Source organism: Microbulbifer sp. A4B17 (assembly GCF_003076275.1).
Taxonomy (GTDB): Bacteria; Pseudomonadota; Gammaproteobacteria; order Pseudomonadales; family Cellvibrionaceae; genus Microbulbifer.
This window is the reverse complement of sequence record NZ_CP029064.1, coordinates 3453810-3475686: the sequence shown is the minus strand read 5'-3', so window position 1 is coordinate 3475686 and position 21877 is coordinate 3453810. Positions and strand designations below refer to the sequence as shown.

The 21877-nt window shown below is 42.6% G+C and carries 17 protein-coding genes; 9 read left to right on the top strand and 8 right to left on the bottom strand.

Translation table 11 applies throughout. The features are described from left to right. Positions 1-181: 181 nt before the first annotated feature. Positions 182-805: a hypothetical protein gene (locus BTJ40_RS15335; protein ID WP_108733916.1), complete on the bottom strand. Its 624-nt coding sequence runs from the start codon at positions 803-805 to the stop codon at positions 182-184. A gap of 1346 nt (positions 806-2151) precedes the next feature. Between BTJ40_RS15335 and BTJ40_RS15325 the strand changes: the two genes are divergently transcribed. Next, positions 2152-3123 carry a GlxA family transcriptional regulator gene (locus tag BTJ40_RS15325; protein WP_157954105.1) on the top strand — a complete coding sequence of 324 codons (972 nt, stop codon included), beginning with the start codon at positions 2152-2154 and terminating at the stop codon, positions 3121-3123. A gap of 157 nt (positions 3124-3280) precedes the next feature. Here the strand turns inward: BTJ40_RS15325 and BTJ40_RS15320 are convergent, their stop codons facing one another. Next, positions 3281-3928 carry a hypothetical protein gene (locus BTJ40_RS15320; RefSeq protein WP_108733913.1) on the bottom strand — a complete coding sequence of 216 codons (648 nt, stop codon included), beginning with the start codon at positions 3926-3928 and terminating at the stop codon, positions 3281-3283. Positions 3929-4304: 376 nt separating this feature from the next. Here BTJ40_RS15320 and BTJ40_RS15315 point away from each other — a divergent pair, with 376 nt between their 5' ends. From BTJ40_RS15315 to BTJ40_RS15290, 6 genes are all read left to right on the top strand, one after another. Beyond that, positions 4305-4790 carry a hotdog fold domain-containing protein gene (locus BTJ40_RS15315; RefSeq protein WP_108733912.1) on the top strand — a complete coding sequence of 162 codons (486 nt, stop codon included), beginning with the start codon at positions 4305-4307 and terminating at the stop codon, positions 4788-4790. A gap of 165 nt (positions 4791-4955) precedes the next feature. Further along, the gene (locus BTJ40_RS15310; protein ID WP_108733911.1) at positions 4956-5423 is read left to right on the top strand and encodes a hypothetical protein; all 468 of its coding nucleotides are present in this window, start codon (positions 4956-4958) and stop codon (positions 5421-5423) included. A 724-nt stretch (positions 5424-6147) separates the two neighbouring features. Beyond that, positions 6148-6546: a BlaI/MecI/CopY family transcriptional regulator gene (locus BTJ40_RS15305; protein ID WP_108733910.1), complete on the top strand. Its 399-nt coding sequence runs from the start codon at positions 6148-6150 to the stop codon at positions 6544-6546. 3 nt (positions 6547-6549) lie between these two features. Then, the gene (locus tag BTJ40_RS15300; protein WP_108733909.1) at positions 6550-8037 is read left to right on the top strand and encodes a M23/M56 family metallopeptidase; all 1488 of its coding nucleotides are present in this window, start codon (positions 6550-6552) and stop codon (positions 8035-8037) included. A 95-nt stretch (positions 8038-8132) separates the two neighbouring features. Continuing rightward, positions 8133-9437, top strand: coding sequence for a M23 family metallopeptidase (locus tag BTJ40_RS15295; RefSeq protein ID WP_157954104.1), 1305 nt, complete (start codon positions 8133-8135; stop codon positions 9435-9437). Positions 9438-9582: 145 nt separating this feature from the next. Next, positions 9583-10455, top strand: coding sequence for an alpha/beta hydrolase (locus tag BTJ40_RS15290; protein WP_108733907.1), 873 nt, complete (start codon positions 9583-9585; stop codon positions 10453-10455). A 43-nt stretch (positions 10456-10498) separates the two neighbouring features. Here BTJ40_RS15290 and BTJ40_RS15285 read toward each other — a convergent pair whose 3' ends face one another. The 6 genes from BTJ40_RS15285 to BTJ40_RS15260 form a co-directional block, all read right to left on the bottom strand. Continuing rightward, positions 10499-11086: a DUF99 family protein gene (locus BTJ40_RS15285; RefSeq protein ID WP_108733906.1), complete on the bottom strand. Its 588-nt coding sequence runs from the start codon at positions 11084-11086 to the stop codon at positions 10499-10501. Further along, positions 11083-11646 (bottom strand): DUF1415 domain-containing protein, encoded by a 564-nt coding sequence (locus BTJ40_RS15280; RefSeq protein WP_108733905.1) that lies wholly within the window; start codon positions 11644-11646, stop codon positions 11083-11085. Before BTJ40_RS15280 ends, BTJ40_RS15285 begins: the two co-directional genes overlap by 4 nt. An 8-nt stretch (positions 11647-11654) precedes the next feature. Further along, a complete protein-coding gene (locus BTJ40_RS15275) occupies positions 11655-12188 on the bottom strand; it encodes a DUF2058 domain-containing protein (RefSeq protein WP_108733904.1) in 534 nt (177 codons plus the stop codon). Positions 12189-12333: 145 nt separating this feature from the next. After that, positions 12334-13428, bottom strand: coding sequence for a PaaI family thioesterase (locus tag BTJ40_RS15270; protein WP_108733903.1), 1095 nt, complete (start codon positions 13426-13428; stop codon positions 12334-12336). A gap of 126 nt (positions 13429-13554) precedes the next feature. Then, complete coding sequence (locus BTJ40_RS15265; protein WP_108733902.1) at positions 13555-15024, bottom strand: alpha/beta hydrolase; 1470 nt, start codon at positions 15022-15024, stop codon at positions 13555-13557. Between the two features lie 1160 nt (positions 15025-16184). Next, a complete protein-coding gene (locus BTJ40_RS15260) occupies positions 16185-16811 on the bottom strand; it encodes an alpha/beta hydrolase-fold protein (protein ID WP_108733901.1) in 627 nt (208 codons plus the stop codon). A 1021-nt stretch (positions 16812-17832) separates the two neighbouring features. Here BTJ40_RS15260 and BTJ40_RS15255 point away from each other — a divergent pair. Together BTJ40_RS15255 and BTJ40_RS15250 are read left to right on the top strand one after the other, a co-directional pair. Continuing rightward, positions 17833-18348: an RNA polymerase sigma factor gene (locus tag BTJ40_RS15255; protein WP_108733900.1), complete on the top strand. Its 516-nt coding sequence runs from the start codon at positions 17833-17835 to the stop codon at positions 18346-18348. Positions 18349-18668: 320 nt separating this feature from the next. After that, the gene (locus tag BTJ40_RS15250) at positions 18669-21656 is read left to right on the top strand and encodes a TonB-dependent receptor (RefSeq protein ID WP_238152020.1); all 2988 of its coding nucleotides are present in this window, start codon (positions 18669-18671) and stop codon (positions 21654-21656) included. Positions 21657-21877: the final 221 nt, after the last annotated feature.

The window sequence follows — 21877 nt, the reverse complement described above, 5'->3', positions numbered from 1 at the left end:
TGTGTCACTATCTATGGATAATCCCCAAGTTTAGAAGCCTATCCTTGGCCTATATTTTCTATTAATAATTTTTAATATTCATATGTGAAAGAAGTCTTCAGGCTACCATAAGGTAGCTCTATTCAACTGGTTTACCATATATAAAAAATGTGATGAGCGCTGAGTTTTCAGTGAAGCTGATTTAAAGCAGCTCTGCACGACCCACTGCTTGAGCATAAACTTTAGTTTTTCCATCAATGAGCTGGTATCGAGTTCGTTGTTTATACCCTCTTCCAGTTAGTAGTTCAGCCAAGCTAATTATATCTTCAGGAAAGAGGCCTGTTCTACGAGTTGATTTTTTGGCTCCAGTAATATGATTCCTGCCATAAAGAACGAAGCATCCTTTATTGGTAGTTTTGGCTACCCTGCTAATATTGCCGGCAATAAATGCCTGCCTGGCTTGTGAGTAGCGTCCGACCATCCGAGCCTGGCGAATATCAACATTTAATCCTACCCGAAAGTCTCCATCTACACAGCTTAGTGCCCAGCCGGTTTTAAGTGCATAGGAGGGTAACTCCTTTAGCCTTGGGGTGTGTGTTGTTGATAGAAAGTGTTCCAAATCTCTACGTGTTTCCGAATGCATTTGGATCGGGGCTTCGAGCATAAGTTTGTTGTTTCCCCCAGCAGAACGAGCCATAACATTTTTTGTTATATCTACGCAAATGTCATTTCCGTGAGGCTCGGATAGCATAAAAATATTGCCTCGCCGGATTTCTTCTGTGGCAACTGTAATTAAATGCTCGGAAGAGACTTTCACTAAGGGCATGGAAGGTTACTCCTGCAAGGTACTATCATTTTTTATTGAACTGTAAAATATTTTTTCAATGCCTTTATGGTCAAGTAAATAATTGTAAAGTGGTTCTTGTGTTTGGGTTGGCTGTAAAATATGTGCGACTGTTCACGTTGTCATATTTTAGTCTGCAGTTTTTGGTGAAATTTAGGATTAATGTAAATCTCATGTTTTTACCTTGTCCGATATTTTTTGAATATTTTTTGGCTTATATGCTTGGTATTATTGAAGCTGGTGGTCGCATATTTTGGATTCCCTTAATTTTTAAGGCTGCTCTTTTTAAGCTTGCACTCCTTTATATTTAGCCGGAATAGATTTGTTTTTCACAGAGATGGTTGGGTACGCTCTATTTCGGTGCATTACTTTTATTGTTTCATTTATTATAAGCTTATTGAAATAGTGATTTTTACTTGTGTTTTTAAGCTGCTTTGACAGTTGTTGGTCATCGAAGACAGGTTCTGCTATTAAGGTACTTGTTTTTAGGGCGTTAGGTAACCAGCTTGTCTATTTTGCAGAGCTTTAAAATTTTCACGTTAAAGGAATCAATTTTGGAGATAAAGTGTATCCTTTGCTTTTGTGAGCGCTTGTTAAATTTACAGGTTCTTTGATTGTGCTTTTCTGTGGTTCTCCTTGTAATCAGTATGTATTAGATGAGTTGAATCAAACAAATGAAGCCTGACGCCCTGCAATTAGAAATGATTATATTTATCTTTTGTTGCTTGATGCCTCTTTGTGTGGATTTGGCTGAGGAGGATTTACAGGTGCTTTTTTCAGGAGCCTGGTGGCTGCAATTACAGTTTATTTGGCAGGATGTATGACTATTTGATGGGCGACCCTATATTCCGAAAAAAAATAAGATTATTACTTTACAGAATATAAAAAGCTGGTACCTTATTGGCAAGATTAGCTTATTTAAAAATGTTAATGATCAGTAATATTGATTCGTACAGTGTCAATATTAAGTAAGATGCAGATGTAATGTATTTATATCTTAAAGTATGGCCAATAAATGGAGTTTTTGTCAGACATATCTTGTTGAGGTAAGAAGTCACCGTGGATCAATTCTTACTGCTTTGCAGTCGTGTTTGTCTATTAGGTTACACAGGTAAAACGAAGGATTAACTTATTTGTAATATCTCAAGTTCAGCACTGAAATATATTACAGCCCTTTAGTTCAGCTTCCGCTATGGATTTTTGCATATCCTTTATGGATGCATAGCCTTCCTAAAATAGTACTCCTGAAGTTTTCCTTAATAGCTTAATAGTCCGCATTGCAATTTTTGGTGTTGGTATATAGTTTTACATATATTCTTCAAGTTAAAATGAACAGTAAAAAGAAAGTATCAATCGTATTTTATCCAGGTGCGCACTCTTTAGATGTGATGGGGCCTGCAGAGGTTTTTTCTCTAGCGAATCAGCAATTAAGAGACAGAGGTTTTAGTTGTGATGATCAGTACGATGTGGAGTTTTTAGCTGAGGATGGGGATACCAAGAAAATATCATCGGGTCTTAGGTTATGTTCAGATAAATGTTTTACTGATTCAAGAGGTATCCACACTCTCCTTTTGAGTGGTAACCTTAACACTCCTGACACCTTTAAGGTAAGCGAATGTCTAAAACGATGGCTTTCTCTCCAGTCTGGTTTGGTGCAGCGTATAGGGTCTATTGGTAATGGAGCCCTGATTCTTGCAACAATAGGTTTGCTTAATGGGCGGCGGGCTACAACCCATTGGAGATACATTGATCAGCTGAGAAAATTTCCAGAAGTGGATGTTGATTCAGAATCGGTATTTGTTAAAGATGGTCATATATATACTTCGGCAGGTGTTAGTGCAGGCGTCGACATGGCCCTGGCAATGGTAGAGGATGATTTTGGTCGGGGCATCGCTTTGTCTGTTGCGCAGTTGATGGTTTTATATCTGAAACGGGATTCTGATCATAAGCAGAATAGTACTTATTTAATGAGCCAGTTAAAGAGTGACCGTTTTTTAGAGTTGATCCAGTGGATTCATAATAATCTAGATAAAATTCTGTGTGTTAATAGTCTTGCAGAAAAGGCATCAATGAGTCCAAGGAATTTTGCACGCTGTTTTACTCAAGATATGGGGATTACTCCAGGTCGTTTTGTTGAGAAGATTCGTATTGAGAAGGTTTGCCAGCTTTTGGCTACTCAAGCATTAACTCAGGAGCGTATAGCGACTATTTGTGGCTTTAAGTCGCAAGAGCAATTAAGGCGAGCATTTCGTCGAAATAAAGGTATGCTGCCCAGAGAGTACCGCCAAAAGTTAACTTAGGCTTGTTTTTCAGGGGTAACCCTTATGGTAGGGAGCCCCGGTTCTAGTTTGAACGGGTCGCGCTGTAAGTGGAGGCAGGTGAGGCAGTGAGGAGGAGTTCTCTCTGTACTATACTATCGTGCTCTATTTTTCTTTTTGAGTAGATCTTCCCCTTACGTTACATCTTTTGGTGGCTTGGATAAATCATATAAACACTCATAATTCGGTAATCTCCGGTTGTTCGATCGTGCTTCTGGGCATAAATTTTCCAGTTAGTTCCTGTTCTTATACCAATTACAGAAACTGTTCTATTGGCTCCGTTATAAAATCCTCGCTGATCACTGGTTCCATACACAAAAGCGGTTCCGTATGTGGCTGACAAATTATTGCGAAGGACTGTGCCGCTGATTCCTGCGGGTCGAATATGAGCTACATCCAAAGCGGTACTGCCAACTACAGGACGAATCACAAAAGAGCAGGCAGAAAGTTGACCTGTCACCATTATGGATGGTCCTGTAGCAGGTGGTAGGCGATAGAACCCCAGGTTTGCTGCTCCAGCATCCATGTGAATAGAGTGCGTAAAAAACAGGTGTGGATTAGTTGCCATATAAAACATAGATCCACGAATCTGGAAGGCCTCGGTGGTATGCATGTTATGAGTGCCCAATACTGTTCCGGGGCGGTAGGAGTTGCCACCATTTCCTATACAATACTGCCTTACTGCAGAAGCCCCGGTGTTTCCCCAAATTCTAACAGGATATGTTTTTAAAAAGTTGGAAGTATTTGTAGTCATTAGATTGAGTGCAGCGGCTGGAGGCATGGCCATATTGATACCTACTTTTTGTAGTTAATAGTTGCTAAGTGTATTTTCCTTCTGTCAGATAGAGTTAGGTATATATCCAAATCTAAATCATATTACATGCGCCAACATTGCTTGTTGTCCTGTTTTTACACTTATTTCGATCGATAATGGAGTTGGCTTTAATGGCTGTGAATTGTTATGGCCCCAATCTACATGAGTTGTTTTCCGGTTGAATTGTTATTTAACATTTATCTATTGTTCTATTTTGAATAAAGTGCATGTCAATAAAACTGATAGATCTGATTACTTTAGGCTATTGAAAACTGATATATAGTTCGCGCAAGTAATTTAAATTCATTTGTTTAGAGCGGTGACTCGACTTTTAAGATAGTGAGGCAAGATGGATTATCAATCTTCAAAAAGCCCGGTGCTCAACCTTTGGAGCAGGTTTGGCAGCTCAGCATTGGGCCGCTGGGCGGTATCTAATGTAGTGGCCTTAAAGGCGCCATATTTTCGATCAATAAAGCCACGTTTTGCTGAAATAACACCCGGTAGGGTGGAGGTTTTACTAGGTAAACGATGGAGTGTAACCAATCATATCGGTACAGTTCATGCTATCGCTATGTGTAATGCTGCGGAGCTGGCTGGTGGTATATGCCTGGATGTATCTCTGGACCGACGCTTTCGCTGGATACCAGTAGGCATGGAGGTTAAGTACTTAAAGATGGCGAAGACAAATCTTCGTGCTGTTTGTGAGTGCCCCGACTTTAAAGCAATTCAGGTTGGAGATGTGGTAATGCCTGTAAGTGTTGTCGATACAAGTGGGGTTGAAGTTTTCCATGCAGATATCACTATGCGTGTTTCAGAGCGTCCTGTAGCCAAGTGATAGGCTTGGTACCTGAGGCCAATTCTGGATCTATTTCCGGGTAAATTAGCTCAATTTTAGTTTCCAGTAGGGGCATAGGGAGGAGGTCAGAAGGCTGATCAGTGTGCTCCGTCTATAAATCTCGTAGACTATTCTTTTATTAGTTTCGATATATTTGGAGGATTTATGGGGTTGGTCTGGCAGGTAGAGAAATCTCCCTCCCTTTTTGGCTTGGGAGATAGTGCTGATACCGAGTATGAGGTGCATCGGTCGGAAAGTGGAGCGAAGACGACGGAAGGTATCTATCAGGATCTTTCTGAAGCATTGCAGCTTGCGATTTCAAAGCTTGATGAAAACGTAAATGATAACTCCCTGTACTTCTTGATTGGTTGGGAGCCTCTATCGGCTGCTGTGACAATATCAATAACAGATGATAATCGTAGCAATGACTCTAAAGTGGTTGTGCGATGCCACTTTGTCGGATTGGCTTCTCAGTATGACTCTGACGTGGAAAGGCATGATGCCTTGGCTAAATTGTCAGATGACCTCAGGTTTTGGTGTAAAGAGTATCTGTCCACTGATCAGGGCTTTTCACAATTCTCTCTGGTTGCATTATTTGCGGTCGACTCCAAAGATAAGACTGTGATTCTCTAAAATGCTAATAAAACCTGTATCTTTGTAGTGTGAGAATCTTTGGAAAGGGGGAGCCGGCTATTTTCCCCCTTTACAAATAGCGTAGAAAATGGAGATTTCTATGAATGTTTACTACTTATGTATTGGGCTGTTAGCGGCATTATCTCTTTTGCTAGGTGTACTTGTTACTGTTGGGCGTGGCAAGTATGCAATTTAGGCTGGGCATTCGTTTGATCCTGATAACACTGTGCAGAAATGAGTAAGGGCACATGTAAATACTGCAGAATATGCTCCACTTCTGATGGTACTTATTTATCTGGTAAGTTTAGGGTAGCCGGCCAAATGGGATTGGTGGTTTATTGTTCTGATAACTGCATGCCGATTTCTTTTAGCTGCTGGTATTTTACTCCCTTCTACAATGGTAAAGCCATATCCCATGCGTTTTTTGAGCGCCAAGGGTTTGGGTTGGGGTTGTGTCTGGTGCTTGTTCTGCAATCCCCAAGAGCTCAAAGCAGGTATCTGTTTGGAAAGCTGTCATTAGTTGGTGCTTGGGCTGAGCAAAAATAGATTGGTGGGCGGCCAGCCTTGCTGCTTCGGTTATTCACCAAGCGATCTTACTTATCACACTTGTATAAAAAATAATCGAAATAAGTTTCGCGAGGTGCTTATTGACTGAGTGCGACTATTGTCGCACACTGTGTACTTATGTAGCAGGATAGCCCTGTCTGTCACAAGGGAAAATACAATGAGAGAAATAAAGCCGTCCCCGTCTGAACTCGCGTTATTGAAGGCTCTCTGGAAGCAAAAACCATTGAGTGCTAGAGAGTTACATGATCGAGTAAAGCCTGAATTGGAGTGGTCTTACTCTTCTACACGAAAGACCCTGGATCGTATGCGGGACAAGTCGCTTGTGACTCAATCAGAGATCCATGGAATTCATGTCTATAGCCCTACGGTTGATAAGGTGGAAACCTTGGCTTTATATGCAAGAGACTTTGCTGAGAGAGTTTTGGAGCTCGATGGTCCTCTCCCTGTGGCGATGTTTGCCGGTAGTAAGTTAATGAGTGAAGAGGATATTGAGGAGCTTCAGGCAGTGCTTGATGCCTGGCCTGATTCTGAGCCAGATAATGAGGACGGTAAATAGGTCATGACTGAAATAGTCTCTTCACTTTTACCATTTTCACTGGATTTTCTGGTTATCTCTTTCTTCTCAGTTTTATGGGCGGGAATGGTGTTTGCCGTTATCTGGCTGGTCACTATTTATGGAGGATATAGATTTAAAGCTATTTACCAATGGAGGAGCTTTTGGCTGTGTGCCCTAGTGGTTTCTGGTTCTCCATTTATCCTTGCGCAAGTAACCGATAGGTTGACTTTAGGTTTGGTTCCGGATCTGAATTTTGAACTGCCCGTTGCTCAAGATGGTGCTTCTATACTGCCTGTAAATATGGCGTTACAAAATTATGTACCTACATCTTTAAGCGTTATTGAGTTACTGGCTATTTTTTGGCTACTTTTATATGCGAGTGGCGTATTCTTTAAGCTATTGAAAGTGATATTGAGCCAATTTTTCTATGGTAAGAGATTAAGTTTGATAACAAAGGGTCAGCTTCCTATTATAGAATTTGGTCAATTGTTCACTTCATCTCAAAGTGATTATTTGCGCAGAAGTAAAACTCAGGTTTTTATTACGCAAGCAGCAGTTACGCCATTTGTGATGCATTTCTTAAACCGTAAACTGGTACTTCCCGCCTATGTTTTATCATTGGATACGGACGAGCGTAATTTGATTGTTGAGCATGAAATTATGCATTTAAAAAGATTGGACCCTTTACTGATCCTGATGGTGCATATCTTTACTTGTATTTTATGGTTCAACCCCTTTTTAGGCTGGATGAAATCTCGGTTTAGCTGGTCAGTTGAATTAGGATGTGATCGAGAGGTTCTAAAGTCTTGTAAGCAGGATCTGCACCGAGTATATGCACAGACAATGATCGATACGCTGCGAAAGAACTCTTCACACAAGGCAAGTGATTGGGCAGTTGCATTCTCTTTTCTCAAAGGATCGAGTCAGGTTCCATTTTTCAGACGTAGACTGATGAATATTATGGAGCACTCCAAGAAGGATACTACCAATAGCGATTTAGAAGTTCATTTTCGGGCAATGCTATTTTGTAGTTGTTCGGCAATTTTAATATTGGGAGGCCTTCTCTTAAGGCCCGACTTGACAATGGCTTCAGAAGAAGTTGTCACTTTGATAGTCCCTGTTGATAGTGCACGTATCAGTAGTCCTTTTGGGGATTTAAGTGAAATTCGTAAGAAGTCACATGAAGGTACTGACTTTGCGGCACCGCTAGGTACTCCTGTGGTTTCAGCTGCAACTGGTGTTGTAATAGTGTCTACAGATGAATATAAACATAAGAATTATGGGAAAATAGTAATTATTGATCACGGTAATAGCACGAAAACACTTTACTCGCATTTGCATGATCGGGAAGTCGAAGTAGGGCAATCTGTACGAGCTGGACAGTCGATAGGAACTGTCGGTATATCGGGACGCGTGACTGGGCCACATCTTCATTTTGAGTTAATCAAAGAGGGTAAAAGAATCAATCCAGCACCTTTACTAGCGAATTAAAAGGGCTGCTTTATATGATTCATTGCATAAGAAATACAGGACGGCTCCTCAAGCGGAAAGTAGTTTTCTTGTTGGCCGATCTCTGGAAGATAGCTATGTTATTAGCCCTTGTACCGATCAATTCAATGGCGATGGCAGCCCCGTTGTCAGAAGCTTATTCTAATATTAAATTGATGCCATATGATTTGTCACATATGTTGCCTCACCTGACTGATCTTCCTATAAGTTATCAAGAATATGAAGACCAGAGTAGGGCGGTTTCTCCACCACTTAGAGGTAAGGTTGAGGAAGGGGGTAAAGAGCGCACGAAGAAAGTTTGGCTGGCAAAAAACCAAGGAGTTTTGTCATTACTGGTAGATAATGGGATTGATCAAGCAGAGGCACATAGAGTAATCAAGGCTTTGTCGGGGCATATCAATGTCAGTACCATGCCCGTTGGTAAAGAATTTGAATTGGTAATAAGCCCTACTGAAAAACTTAATAAAATTATCCTTTCTATAGGATTTGCGCAACGCTTAGAGCTGGTTAGGGAAGGTAAAAACTTTACGGCTCACCAGATTAAAAGCCCTGTTGGCGCCAGAAAGCACTATGTTAAGGGTGTAATATCTGGAAATTTGTACCAGAGTGGGAGAAGGTCTGGACTATCTAATGCTGTACTCACAAAGCTCAATGAAATATTTAGTTACTCCGTAGACTTTCAGCGGCAAATTCGAGATGGCGATCAATTTTCAGTTTTTTATGATACTTCGGTTGATACCCAGACAGGCAATGAAGAGCTAAATAAACTAGTGTTTGCCGAACTGGTTTTAAGTGGGAAAAAGATTACTTTATATCGCTTTTCTGACGAAGGGTCGCGCATTGCAGATTATTTTTATCCTGAAGGCCAAAGTTCGAGAGGGCTTCTAATGCGTACACCATTAGAGAACGCAAGGCTTTCCTCCTATTTTGGTCGCCGCAAACACCCTGTTTTGGGATATACCCGAATGCACAAAGGATTGGACTTTGGTGCTCCCTTAGGTACACCAATATTAGCCGCAGGTGATGGTATTGTTGAACGAGCTTCTTATTTCGGTAGCTTTGGTAATTATATTCGTATTCGCCACAATTCTGGAATAAAAACCATTTATGCTCACCTGAAAGGATATGCGAAAGGAATCAATAAAGGAGTTCGGGTTAGGCAGGGGCAGACAATTGGTTACCTGGGTGCTACAGGGCGTGTTCAGGGGCGTCATCTACATTATGAAATTCATAAGGATGGACGAGCTGTTGATCCATTGAGACTTGATCTCCCTGTAAGTAACAGGTTGACGGGTGCCTCTTTGCACCGATATTACCAACAGGTTGAAAAGATTCAGGATGAGCTTATCAATTATACTCGATCAGATATATCTGGTTCATAATTAAAATTTCAATCTGTAAATCTTACTTCCCCTTTGATTTTTTGCTGTGCAGCTTGAATTGCTGATACTTGCTGAATTTTCTTATGGCTTATAGCTAAGATTATTCTTATCTCTATGTTAAGTACAATAAATGTTAAGGTTGTCTATGATTAGATTTATTTTTCTGGTGGTTATTTCCCTGTTGTCCTGTTCGATAAATGCAGGGCCACTTATCACTAAGATTTCAGAATCTTTTGAACTGGCCGGATCTAAAATCTATACGGTTGACTCTGAAATCCTTGAGCGTAAATATGACCTGTATGTGAAGCTTCCAAAAAATTATTCAGAGGATAACACTAAAAATGAGATCTACCCGGTAATATATCTTAACGATGGGCCCCATACATTTAAGGTAGCTTCAGGTGTTACACATTTCGAAGATATGGATAAAGCCATTATCGTTGGTATTTCATTTGCCCATGGTGAAAACGGACAATTTAGCCGAGTTAGAGATCTTACACCTATGGTCGATACAGGCTGGAAACGCTATACCACAGGTGGAGCCAAAGAATACCTAAAGTTTATCGAGAAGGAAGTAATCCCCTTTATTGAGGGTATTTTTCGGGTTGATCCTACGCGTAGGATTCTCTCTGGCCATTCATTGGGTGGGTCTTTTGGCGCCTGGGTATTACTTACTAAACCTCAGTTATTTTCCAGCTATATTCTGACAAGTCCTTCACTCTGGTTTAAGGATGAAATGATATTTGATTTGGAAGATAAATATGCAAGCCATAACAATTCATTGGCGGTAAATGTCTATATTGCCACTGGCGCTTTGGAGACAACAAAGAAAGGGCGCATGCGTAATGACATGGTCGATGGGCATAAACGGTTTTTTGCGCGCTTACAGTCACGCAACTACCGAGGGCTGAAGCTTAATGGAGAAATTGTGAATGGGACAGATCACTTTTCTACTTTCCCTGTGGGGTTAGCGAAGGGCTTAAGATGGATATACCATGACATGTGGGCCGGCTCATAACAATAGAGGTTAAAGCGGCATTATAGCTGTTATGCTATAGGGGTTATGCGCGTTTGCCGCTTTGTCCGGTCATTACTGCTGCACCAATCATGTGGGCTAAACGCAGCGCTTCGGGGACATTCCCCCTGTCGGTGGCCTGCTCTAATACTTGTGCGGCCACTTCTGGTTCGCAGCCCTGCACTTGAAAATGGAAGTTGTTGTGTTTATGGATTTTTCCAGCTTTTAACAAGGTTTTTTTGCGCAATAGGTAGTCAGGAAAATTTTGTAGAGCCTTATCAATGGCTTCAAGATCGGGTGGTTTCCGCATTAATGCAATACAGGGGCGTTTCAGGGTGTTGGCCAGCTTTGGTAAGTCAATTATATTGAAACCACCTACTGCCACTCCATCGGTCAGTACGACATTTACCTGACTATAAAATTTACTTTCTATTAGCAGGGCAGAAAGTGTATCAGTAGCCTCCATTCCATCTTTGCTGACTTGCCCCCAGAGCATTCCTTCGAAGCGAGTTTTAGTGCAGACAATACCACTAATTCTAACGGGCGCGCCCCTTTGTTTTTCAAAAGGAGCATCATCAAAGCCAATAACTCGGATCTGTTTCCTCAGCCGTAATAGCTCTGCCAATGGTCTCATTGGTTATTGTTAACCTGGCGAAATAAGTAGGGAAATAACTTTAGCTTTTCCTCGTGGCTCAAGGATTCTACCCTGCGGATATTATCTTCTGGAATAGTTTCTGGATCTGGATACAGATCAATCATTTTTTCCAGGTTTTCCTCTCTCAACAAGTGCAAGATGGGGAAAGGTGCGCGATTGGTCAGGTTTTCAGCATCAGCCGCCGCTGTTCCGGCAAACTGGTAATCGGGGTGGAAGCTTGCCAGTTGATAAATACCTGCATAGTCATTGCGATCCAGTAGCCACTCTGCCATGTCGAGGAACTGATTGTAATCGCTGAATTGGTGCAAGTGGTTGGGAATAATCAATAAAGTGGTGAGCAGCTCAGTTTCCGAGGTGGCATCGAGCTGGCGTAATTCGGACATTAAGTCTTTTAGAAGGTCTTCATCCTCTGTGGCAGTGCTCACTTTGAAGCGAATCTGCCCTGCACGCAAAGGTTTGCGTGCGAAGGGGCAGAGATTGAGACCTACGACTACATCGGTGAGCCATTGCTCTACTGCTTGGATAACAGCTTTCTCCATCTGACGGCTTACCACATCAGGTCGTCGGGGATCTGGAAGTCCGCATAGGGATCATCCTCGTCTACCACTGCTGTACTTTCTGCGGGCTTGATTACGATATCAGCATTGCGTTCCGCAATCTTCTCGGCAATAACTCGTGGAACCAGTTCAAAGCGCCCACCCTGAACAACGATCATTAATCGTCCGGCAATCAGGTGGTCTCGCAATTCGTCGTTGACATAGATAGTTTTGATCTTTTTCTCGAAAGTGAAATTATAGGTTGTTTCACCTGAGTAAGGTTGGCGATTTTTTTCTACTAATTGCTTGATCTGTGCTGCAATTGCTTTCTGCTGCGCTGCGGCATCGCGCTCAGCATTGAGGGCGCGATCACGTGCGGCTTTTTCCGCTCGAGTCTTCTGCGCCGCGAGTTTTGTTTCGTCAACCTGAGGCTGGGAGGACTTATTAGCAACTTTTTGCTGCTTGCGCTTATCTTTGCTGATTTGTTTGGCTTTCTTTTTGTCGACAAGTCCTGCCTGAAGCAGTTGGTCTTGCAGTGAGGCCATAGTCTCTTACTCGCAACAATTATGGTTTCAGCAGCCGCGACCTGGATAGGTCTTACCTGCATGATTGGTTAAAATTTCACCAGCCGTGCGGGCTGATATTTGAGGGTATTTTACCTGAATATAGCCCTGTTGCTGCCATTGAATTTTATGGTGTCCAAGGCTTGCCAGAGGTAGCGGTTGCGATGATTTCATCGGGCTCTTTACCGTCACTCAACATCTGTGCGCCCCCGGGGATCACCAGGGCTGAGCCTGTTGCAATAGCCACACGTTTACCACTGGGTGTATCAATATTGCAGGAGGATACCCGCAACTGCCGCCCGCGGTGGAGTACCTGCGCCTCCAGGATCAGGTCGCCGCTGTTGAGTTTGGCAGGACGGGCAAAGCGAATGTGCATGTCGAGAGTGGCAAAAATCGAGCCGGCGGGCAGTGTGGAGTAGACGGCTCCCCCCATGGTGAAATCTGCAGCCCACGCCAAGAGTCCGCCATAGATGGATAGTGTTCCATTGGAAAACCATGGAGAGGAGGGCATAGTTGAGATACAGCGACCATTTTCCACCTCTACAGCGCGGTAACCTGTGAGCATCCATATAGGATGAGTCCGTCCCTCACTAATCGTGGTTCGTTGGAGTTCGATGGGGACCTGTTCCGGCAGGTGTGCCATATCACAGAAGAATGTTTTTGGAGGTGGTCGTAGATAGGGGTCAGGAGTGTCAGTGGGTCCCAGGTCGGGGATAGGAAGCTCCTGGTTTGGATTGACTGGAAAGTTGGCAATTAGGCAGCGAGTGCTGCCGTAGGCCAGTGTCCTGCCATCCTGATCGTTGATCTGGATACTGGACAGTCCCACTTGGCTACCTGAATGGACAGTCGTTGCTCTACCGACAATATTCTGGGTGCTGCTGGTGATAGGACGAATAAAGCACATGTTCAATTCTGATGTGCTTAACACTCTACCTGCAGGTAGGGTCGTCCAAATTGCGGAGGCCAGAGGGGCGTCTGCAAACATTGCATAGATTCCTCCCCAATAAATGCCCGTGCCATCGGCGAGCCAGGGGGTAATGGGCATTGAATAAGTTGCCTTACCGAGGCCGGCTTCAGTGGGGGTCATACCGGTTAAACGCCAGAAAGGGGGGCCAGGCAAGCTGCCACGAATGTAGCGTTTGAAGGTGTCAAGGCCAGGTTGTTGTAACGCCCTGAGGTCGCAGATGGCGCCACGATGAACTTCGTCGGTAATATTGGTCATCCCCCAGCCTCCAGTTGCTTCTAAGGCTAGGGTAATGTGAGGGCTTTGTGGATGCGAGGTCGAGGAGAAAGTTACGGTTTTGAAGCTTCAACTTCATTACCGCAACTCTTGTCCAGTTAAGGGCTCTTATGGCGCTAAATTGGGTAGCTCAGCCACGATATGGGTATTTGGGACTGGGCGATTTTCCATAAATAAGTTGATCGTATTCTGGACCTCAGGTGAGGCCATCAGTAAATTGTGTCCTGCATTTTCCACTGTTATCTTGGTAGCGTTTTTGAATCCAGAAATCGCTTCATATTGGCCCTCGAGATAAGTTCTTCCATCTAAAGTTCCGCTCAATAGCAATACGGGGATGTCGCTAACTGGTTTCTCCCGAAATTTATCGCCAAGATCCAGCTCTGGTGCCAGGTTATCGTAGTGCAGTGAGAAATTCAGGAAGTCTTTAAGTAGTGATTTGCTCGCTTGATCCACAACCTGTGCTTTACGCTTTTTGTCAATTCCAGATGCGATATCCATCGCCGTTGGCATTGGATGCAGTGATATGGGCATACCCGGTTGCAAGAATTCACTAGGGAAGTAGCGCCTGGGAACCTTGTCAAAACTTGGAGCATTTCCCTGGTCCAAGTCGCGGTAAAACCTGAGGAGGTGGCTGGCACTTTTAGGGTCTGCAATAAACGCTGAGGCGATTTGCTGCATATCCCTGCGCTGCAGAAGGTAATCGACTTCACTGCCATCCCGCTGCGGAATTTGAATTTTTAATGGTCGTGATTCCAGCTTCTTGTGAACTCTGCTAATAAGCGCCTTAATATCCGGGTAGGCGGTTTTTGCGGCTGGTTGCTGGTTGATTGCCTGCTGCAGGCGATTCAGGTAGTCATTTGTTCGAGAGGGTAGTTTAACGGTTTGAGCTAAACCTTCAGCGCTGGATAAAACCAGTCTATCGATGGAATCTTCGATCTCCTTTACTGCAGCCAGAGAGAGATGGCTTCCATAGGATGTACCCCACAGTACCATTTTTTCTGTACCCAAGTGACGTCTTAAGTCATCGAGGTCCCGGGCGTTCTCAAGCGTGTTGTAGGCAGCTAGATTCACGCCATTGGCTTCCCAAAAATCTAAACATTCCTTTAGGGCTTTGCGATGGTAATCGATGTACTGGGTATCTGAGGTGGCTTCAAGTGGTGGTACAATTTGATTCGATTCACAATTGGGGAGGTCGTTTGAGCGACCGGTACCACGTTGATCCAAGGCGATAACATCACCATATTTACGCAGCGCCATAAACATATCAAAGCGGTAGTTGACTGCCATAATTCCTGAACCTCCAGGGCCGCCCGCCAGGTAGATAATTGGTGGGCCTGCTATCTCTCCGGTGGCTGGGAACCTGATATAGTGAAGGGAAATGTTACGACTGTTCTTCTTGGTTCGGTCTTCAGGAACCCGGATAACACCGCTATAGCCCTCTGCAGTTTGCTTGCTCCATGTGGTAAATGTGTAGGCTTCTTCATTATTAATGGGGGTCGCTGCCCCATTAATAGAGCACAGTGCTAGTGTTAAAGCTGCTGATGCAAGAATTAATATTCTTTTAGATATTTTCTTCATTATTCTTAGATATTCCCTTAAATTTATATTTAAACATGTTTTACCTTTTAGATGGAAAATTTCTTTTAAGGCCAGTCAGCAATCTCATCTGAAACTTCATAGGACTTTCCTGCAAAGCAAAGTATCCGCAGTTTATATTGATGCCTTGTGTATATCGTTAATATAGTACTCAAGTCGGACATTAATACCTGAGGTATTTCTTGGATCTTCGGAAGAACACAAATATAAATAGGGGTTATTTAGCTCTCAATGTTGAGAGCGCTTTTGGATTCAAGTCCAGGTTATTCTTATTGGGCGATACTGGTTTAGTGCTCCATGAAATCCAGTTTTCTGAGAGTTTCGATATAGGAGGTAAGGTTTTTTTCTAAATGAAGAGCCCTTTCTTTTTGTGCTCTTGCTCTAGTGTTGCTACTTGATCCAGTTTTCTCTCTGACGTAGTTTTCGGATGCTGTAAAAGATTTTTTCTGATTAAGTGGTTTTTTGATAAAAGGAGTAGGAAAAATAGCTCTGCACTTTGGTTTAATAACTGTTCGGATATCGGGAGCTGTTACATAAGATGATTACATGTAGCCTTATCGACTACCTCTGGTGCAGCTATTTATAGTAGAGGGAGTATGTCGGGACGGGAATTTTGAGGGAGGTCCAATATTTATTAATCTTAGGCAGCTATCCGAATAAAAAAGGTCATAGTGTCCGCAACAAAACTTCGTTAGTCAGGCCTCCAAAGATTGTTTTATCCAGTTGTAGTTTGTCTATTAACCCTATGATGTCATCGCAGACTTACGTAGTTGCAAATACTGATATGTCTTTCGGCTTATGACTTAAGCCCAAGCCGTATAAATTGGGAGCTATAGATTTAAACTCTGCTTTGCCAGCGGCATCAATTTGGTGATGTTAAGAGAAGGCAAGATTTGAAAACCGTGGCAAATTATATTGGGTATACCGGAACCTTTTTGGTGCGCAGCAGCAGATAATACCAGGGTTCTATAAAGGTAGGCTTTGGAAAATAAACTGAATTTCCATGTGACTTCTGCATGCTTTGCACTGTCGAAATTGGAGTTACAGCCATGAAAAGCAGGTTTGATAATCGAAGAAAGCTTCTTCTTTTCATTATTTTCCTCTTCCTGGCTTAGAGTGGTTGTATCTGAGTGGGTTGTCGGCTAATACAGCTTTCTTCTAATTGGGCGCATTATTTCTCTATTTGTAGATTCGTTTAATATAGCCACCGATCCTATGAATAGCTGTCGTTGGAAATGAAACACATAATTTATTTCGGGGATAATGAGCGGCTTGCTGTCTGCCTCAACTACTTTTTCACTGATTAATTTATTATTAATAATCTGTGCTCCTTCTACCATGTTATTGAGGGATCTGCTTTTTCCGTGGGTTTTCAGGGTATCAACTCCTATAAATACTCTATGGGGAATAGGGCTGGGTATTGCTTTGACGCTTAGAGTACTTTCACCGTCGTACCATATGAATGGGCTGCTGCGAACATAGTGGTTAAAGCTGGTCGGCATGATGAGTAGCATGTAAGTGCCCAGTAGGCCACCTAGAGAGTGACCTATAAAGGTGTGTCCACTATCAGTCAGGTGATAATTGTTGGATAGGTGAGGCAAAATAACCTTATAGAGAAAAGTTGCATGCTCCGTTGATTTGCCTGTCAAGTGTTTCCAATTGTTATCAGTGGTGTGGGTAAATTTTCGAATATGGCTGACTTGATCACTGGGATTTTTTGAATATGACAATCCGACTAAAATGAATTCCTTAAGCTTGCCAAACTCCATCGGAAGCTTGGTTGCGTCTGAAAGGTTGAATCAACATCTGCCATCAGTACCAAGGGGGATCAGTAATAAGGGTTCTTTGCGTAACTTCTCGGTAGTTTAACGAATAATGAATAGACTTGATGACAGCTGGGTCCTGTGATTCAAGGCTGCTACTGCGGGGAAGCTGAAATGAGCGGGCCCCACTGACTGGAAGCGAAAGGTATAAGCAGAGGTACTGTGCACAGAACAGTGAAGCAGTGAGTCTTATTAGTTAAACGGTCCGTGTAGGAATGCCCGTACATTTTATGGGGCGATCTGCGCTATTTGGAGTACTAAAGTATCAGTTTGCCACCCGGTTACAATGAGGTCGGTACGAACAAAAAGTCAGGAAAGTGCCTGAGAATATCGAAATAATTACTTATTGAAAACTGTTTGCATAAAATTTGTCTGGATTGCTAATAACTTTTTTTGCAATAAGGTGAAGAGTATGGATCTTTCTGTGAATCTCCAGAATCGTAAAAATATACTTTATTATTCTGGGCTTAGTAGAAGTAAATAATTCTGTTTTTGTATTTCGTAAAGTGGTTTTATCTGAAATGTGATTCTTTGTGTGAGTGTGCCATCTGATACTCTTTTATTTTTCCTCTTTTTGAAGGTTAATAGTCTACGATTTGATTAACCTTTTGCTTCCAAGTCTTACTTTAAAGTTTCTTATGTTTTTTGATTTAGGCGTTGGTTTTTTCCGGCGATTGACGGCGGTCGATTATCGTATGTTTTCTTTGTCTGTTCTCTAAATTTGAAGGGGAGGATTTAATCCAATAAAACTAAAGTCTTACGGCATTTTATCCTGGGTGGTGTTTGAGTTTTAAAGAAGGTTGGCTTAATAAGATAAAAAATTTGATCAGAAAATCACTGATCGGTTACTTGTTTTGTTAATTGCCTTTAGTGAGTATCCTGTAAGGCATGTTGTGGTAGTGAAAAAATATTCAGAAGCTGAAGCTTGGTGAAACCGATCGGTCATGCGAGATGGTTTATTAGGAAAATGGAAAATTCTTATCAGGATGATGTAGCTCAGTGGGTCGGGGAATATGGGTTGGATTTGAAGCGTTACTTTTCTTCCAGGGTTAACCTGTCTGATGTTGATGATTTGGTGCAGGAAGTTTTTACCCAGTTATATATTCGAATTACTAAGTATGGAGGGGGGATAAAGAATCCAAAAATTTACATTTATGCCATGGCAAAGAACCTTCTGATCAGCCATGGTAGATATCAAAAATCGAGGTGCGGTGGACTTCATGATTCAATTGATTACAAGGCCGATATTCCTTATATGATCAGCCCCGAGCGGACCGTGATGGGAATGCAAGCTTATACCCGTGTTCTGGAAGCTATTTTAGGGCTGCCACCAAGGGCTGGAGCGGCATTTCGTTTCCATCGTTTTGAAGGAATGACCTATCAAGCGATAGCAGAGCAGATGGGTATTTCCAAAGAATCGGTTAAAGAGCTGATACAACGTGCTTTGGCTAAGGTTAGGCGGGTGGCGGAGGAGGCACCTTGATGTCGCTTAGTCCCTCAGATATTAGTTTCACACTGATGCCTTTCAGAGGATGGATCCTTAAATGGTAAGTAGTTCTGTAGTCAAATTTCGTTAAGCAGAGGCTGGTGTAAACGTCTCTAGTGAGAATTTGCTTCTGGTTGAAGCTACTATTGGATGCCATTTATCAGGCTGGTTGTTCTGATTTAACTGTAAAATAAAAAATATCATTTTTTATCCCCCCCTTTCTTGAATCCATACGTCTTAGGTTTTGTTGTACCTGAAATAGGCCTATATCAGGTCAATAACCCAATAATACTGACAATAAAGAGAGACGTAGTGTGATGATGAAACCTGCTAAAGAGAAAACATTGATTGCACAAGCGATTTATCGATCTGGGCATTTTAACCAAATTACTCCCTGGTACAGTGCTGTTATTGCCTCTCTGGCAATAGCAGTGGCGCCTTCTGTCACCATTGCCCAGGACAGTGAAGAGAGTGGCCGTTCAAGCCAGGCGATTGAAGAGGTGACGGTTACTGCGCAAAAAATTGAGGAGAGTATTCAGGATGTACCAATTGCAGTATCTGCACTTAGTGGTGACAATATGGATGACCTTAAAATTGAGCGGGGGGAAGAGCTGCTTCGTGCCGTCCCAAATGCCAATTTTTCTAAATCCAATTTCAGTACCTACAACTTCTCTATCCGTGGTATAGGTACAAAAGCAGTTTCTGCTGCTTCTGATCCTGCGGTAGCAGTGAGTTTCAACAATACCCCCTTGATTCGTAATCGATTATTTGAGCAAGAATTTTTTGATGTGCAGAGAGTTGAGGTATTACGTGGTCCTCAGGGTACACTTTATGGTCGCAATGCGACTGCCGGCGTAGTTAATATGCTGCCGATTATGCCTGAAGATGAATTTGCCTCAGAGATTAAGGCAGAGGTAGGCAGCTATAACTCAAAACGTGCTAGCGGTATGTTCAATTTACCCATTGGGGAAACCATGGGGTTGCGTCTCTCTGGGGCTATGACCAAGCGCGATGGTTTTGATTACAACACTTACACCGGAAATGATGTTAATGACCGCGACCTCTACTCCACTCGCGCAATTTTTGAGTGGGAGCCGAGTGAATCTTTTAGTGCCAATCTTATTTGGCAGCACTTTGAGGAAGATGATAAACGTTCGCGTACTGGCAAACAGCTTTGTACTAAAGATCCGGGTTTAACTCAGATTGGTGACACTGAACTAACAGGTTTTACACCAGTTTTCTTTAGTCAGGGTTGCTTGCCCAGTTCGATTTATAGTGACGAGGCCTACAGTGCGCCCAATGCACAAGGCTTTGCCAGCATCCTGGCTACAGGGCTAATTGGTTCAACCTATGGTCCTGTAATCGATTGGTTTACCGATCCTTATGCAAATACAACTCAGTCCCGCGATCTCAGAAAAATTGAGACCAGTTATGATCCGATATTTCGGGCAGAGAATGATTTGGTGCAATTGAACTTCGAATGGGAGCTGACAGACGCCCTCACATTTTATTCTCAGTCGACTTATGCAAAGGATGATTACTACTCTTCTCAAGACTATAACCGTTATGTTTCAGATCCAATTTTTAATGATGGAGGGGATTTAGAGCCTACCCCTGGGGGAATTTATACCGACCCGCAATTGGGGCCTTCAGAAGGATTGCTGGCGGTGGATATCAGTCGATCGGATAATAAACAATGGAGCCAGGAATTCCGTTTGCAGACATCGTTCGATGGGCCTTGGAATTTCTCCGTGGGTACGAATTATCTGGATTTTAAAACTCAGGATGACTATTTTGTATTTAATAATATATTCAGCATGTTAGCGGAATATCTATACAATTCTGACTACGATGAAAATTTTGTTTTATACACTCAAAACTGCACTGATCCAGAGGGAAATATAGGTGCGGATTGTATGTATGTTGACCCTAACTCAATTGAGAATATTGATGAGGAGGGGCATAATTATTTTCTGAGCAGAAATTTAGTAGAAGTTCGTTCCTGGGCCGTATTTGGTGAAGCGTATTGGCAAATTAATGATGACGTAAAGCTTACTACCGGCCTTCGCTATACTGATGATCGGAAGCGCTCTACACCAGTACCCAGTCAGCTGCTGTTAGGTACTTATTATGACCCCGTAACTGGTGAAGTTTCCTCTGGTAATCTCTCTGGGGGGCTTGTGCATAGAGGCTATCCAGAAGGTGACCAAGTTACCCAAAATTGGAAAGAATACACAGGACGTGCGGTTCTGGACTGGCGAACGGAAAACCCCTTTACGGATGAAACCATGCTCTATGTATCCTTTGCTCATGGCTACAAGGGTGGTGGTACTAATCCGCCCCGGGCTGAGGTTGATCCAGCAATAGTACAATTCCAGTCTTTAGAGGAATCATTTGAACCGGAATTTGTAAATGCGATTGAATTTGGCACTAAGAATATTTTATTTGATGGTAGCTTATCACTAAATGCTAACGCCTTTTACTACGACTATACCGACTACCAGGTCTCTCAGATAGTTGATCGAATTTCCCTCAATGAAAACTTTGATGCGGAGACTATGGGGCTCGAGCTTGAACTGGCCTGGCAACTTACAGGAGCAACTCGGGTGGATATGAATTTGGGATACCTGAAAACCCGAATTGCAGATGGAGAGGAATCTATTGATGTAATGAATCGTACTCAGGGCAATGAAGACTGGGTGCTGGTTCGTCCAAGTATCCAAGTACCATCCAATTGTATTGCTCCGGTAGATCTGGTTGAGACGGTCATGAGTGCACCTGATATATTTGCTATTTGGTCGCTTTGTTCAGGTTCTGCCCGGTATGGTTCATTTACGCCAGAGATCGAGGTTGAGGACTGGTTACGTCATGATTTAAATTATGGGGTTGACCCCTACAACCCACTGACGGATGCTCCAAATGGAGGGCGTGGTTTTGCCGCTGACCTGAGTGGCAATGAACTGCCCAATGCGCCACGCTTTACCGTAAATTTCGGAGTTCAGCATACCATTCCTGTTGAGAATTGGGACTTGACTCTAAGGGCAGATTACTATCGCCAATCGGAGAGTTATGCACGGGTTTACAATACTGATTATGACCGTTTGAAGGCCTGGAGTAATCTCAATGCTTCAGTGGGACTGAGTAATCCTAACTCCGATCTATACATGCAGCTCTACGTGAAGAATATTTTTGATGATGCGCCTATCACTGATATGTTTACCAATAGCGATGATTCAGGTCTCACAACAAATGTCTTTACTCTAGAACCACGGATTGTAGGATTTAATATCAGTAAAGGATTTTAAATTTTATTTAATGAAAAGATGTATTTTTTTGAATGGGTACTTAACAGTAAGTTGGCGAATTAAAGCTTTATGGCCAACTCACTGTTTTTTTGTAAGATGTGTTTATGAGAATTTTATATAATTCTACAATTTTTAAATTGCCGGGTTAGTATGAGTGAAAATTTTCAAATACTGAGAGGGGCATAAAAATTTATGTATCAGGGTTGGACCCCAAATACCGC

Coding starts and splice junctions, on each gene's coding strand:
- BTJ40_RS15335 (WP_108733916.1), bottom strand. CDS start 805: ATGCCCTTAGTGAAAGTCTCTTCCGAGCATTTAATTACAGTTGCCACA.
- BTJ40_RS15325 (WP_157954105.1), top strand. CDS start 2,152: ATGAACAGTAAAAAGAAAGTATCAATCGTATTTTATCCAGGTGCGCAC.
- BTJ40_RS15320 (WP_108733913.1), bottom strand. CDS start 3,928: ATGGCCATGCCTCCAGCCGCTGCACTCAATCTAATGACTACAAATACT.
- BTJ40_RS15315 (WP_108733912.1), top strand. CDS start 4,305: ATGGATTATCAATCTTCAAAAAGCCCGGTGCTCAACCTTTGGAGCAGG.
- BTJ40_RS15310 (WP_108733911.1), top strand. CDS start 4,956: ATGGGGTTGGTCTGGCAGGTAGAGAAATCTCCCTCCCTTTTTGGCTTG.
- BTJ40_RS15305 (WP_108733910.1), top strand. CDS start 6,148: ATGAGAGAAATAAAGCCGTCCCCGTCTGAACTCGCGTTATTGAAGGCT.
- BTJ40_RS15300 (WP_108733909.1), top strand. CDS start 6,550: ATGACTGAAATAGTCTCTTCACTTTTACCATTTTCACTGGATTTTCTG.
- BTJ40_RS15295 (WP_157954104.1), top strand. CDS start 8,133: ATGTTATTAGCCCTTGTACCGATCAATTCAATGGCGATGGCAGCCCCG.
- BTJ40_RS15290 (WP_108733907.1), top strand. CDS start 9,583: ATGATTAGATTTATTTTTCTGGTGGTTATTTCCCTGTTGTCCTGTTCG.
- BTJ40_RS15285 (WP_108733906.1), bottom strand. CDS start 11,086: ATGAGACCATTGGCAGAGCTATTACGGCTGAGGAAACAGATCCGAGTT.
- BTJ40_RS15280 (WP_108733905.1), bottom strand. CDS start 11,646: ATGGAGAAAGCTGTTATCCAAGCAGTAGAGCAATGGCTCACCGATGTA.
- BTJ40_RS15275 (WP_108733904.1), bottom strand. CDS start 12,188: ATGGCCTCACTGCAAGACCAACTGCTTCAGGCAGGACTTGTCGACAAA.
- BTJ40_RS15270 (WP_108733903.1), bottom strand. CDS start 13,428: ATGACCAATATTACCGACGAAGTTCATCGTGGCGCCATCTGCGACCTC.
- BTJ40_RS15265 (WP_108733902.1), bottom strand. CDS start 15,024: ATGAAGAAAATATCTAAAAGAATATTAATTCTTGCATCAGCAGCTTTA.
- BTJ40_RS15260 (WP_108733901.1), bottom strand. CDS start 16,811: ATGGAGTTTGGCAAGCTTAAGGAATTCATTTTAGTCGGATTGTCATAT.
- BTJ40_RS15255 (WP_108733900.1), top strand. CDS start 17,833: ATGGAAAATTCTTATCAGGATGATGTAGCTCAGTGGGTCGGGGAATAT.
- BTJ40_RS15250 (WP_238152020.1), top strand. CDS start 18,669: ATGATGAAACCTGCTAAAGAGAAAACATTGATTGCACAAGCGATTTAT.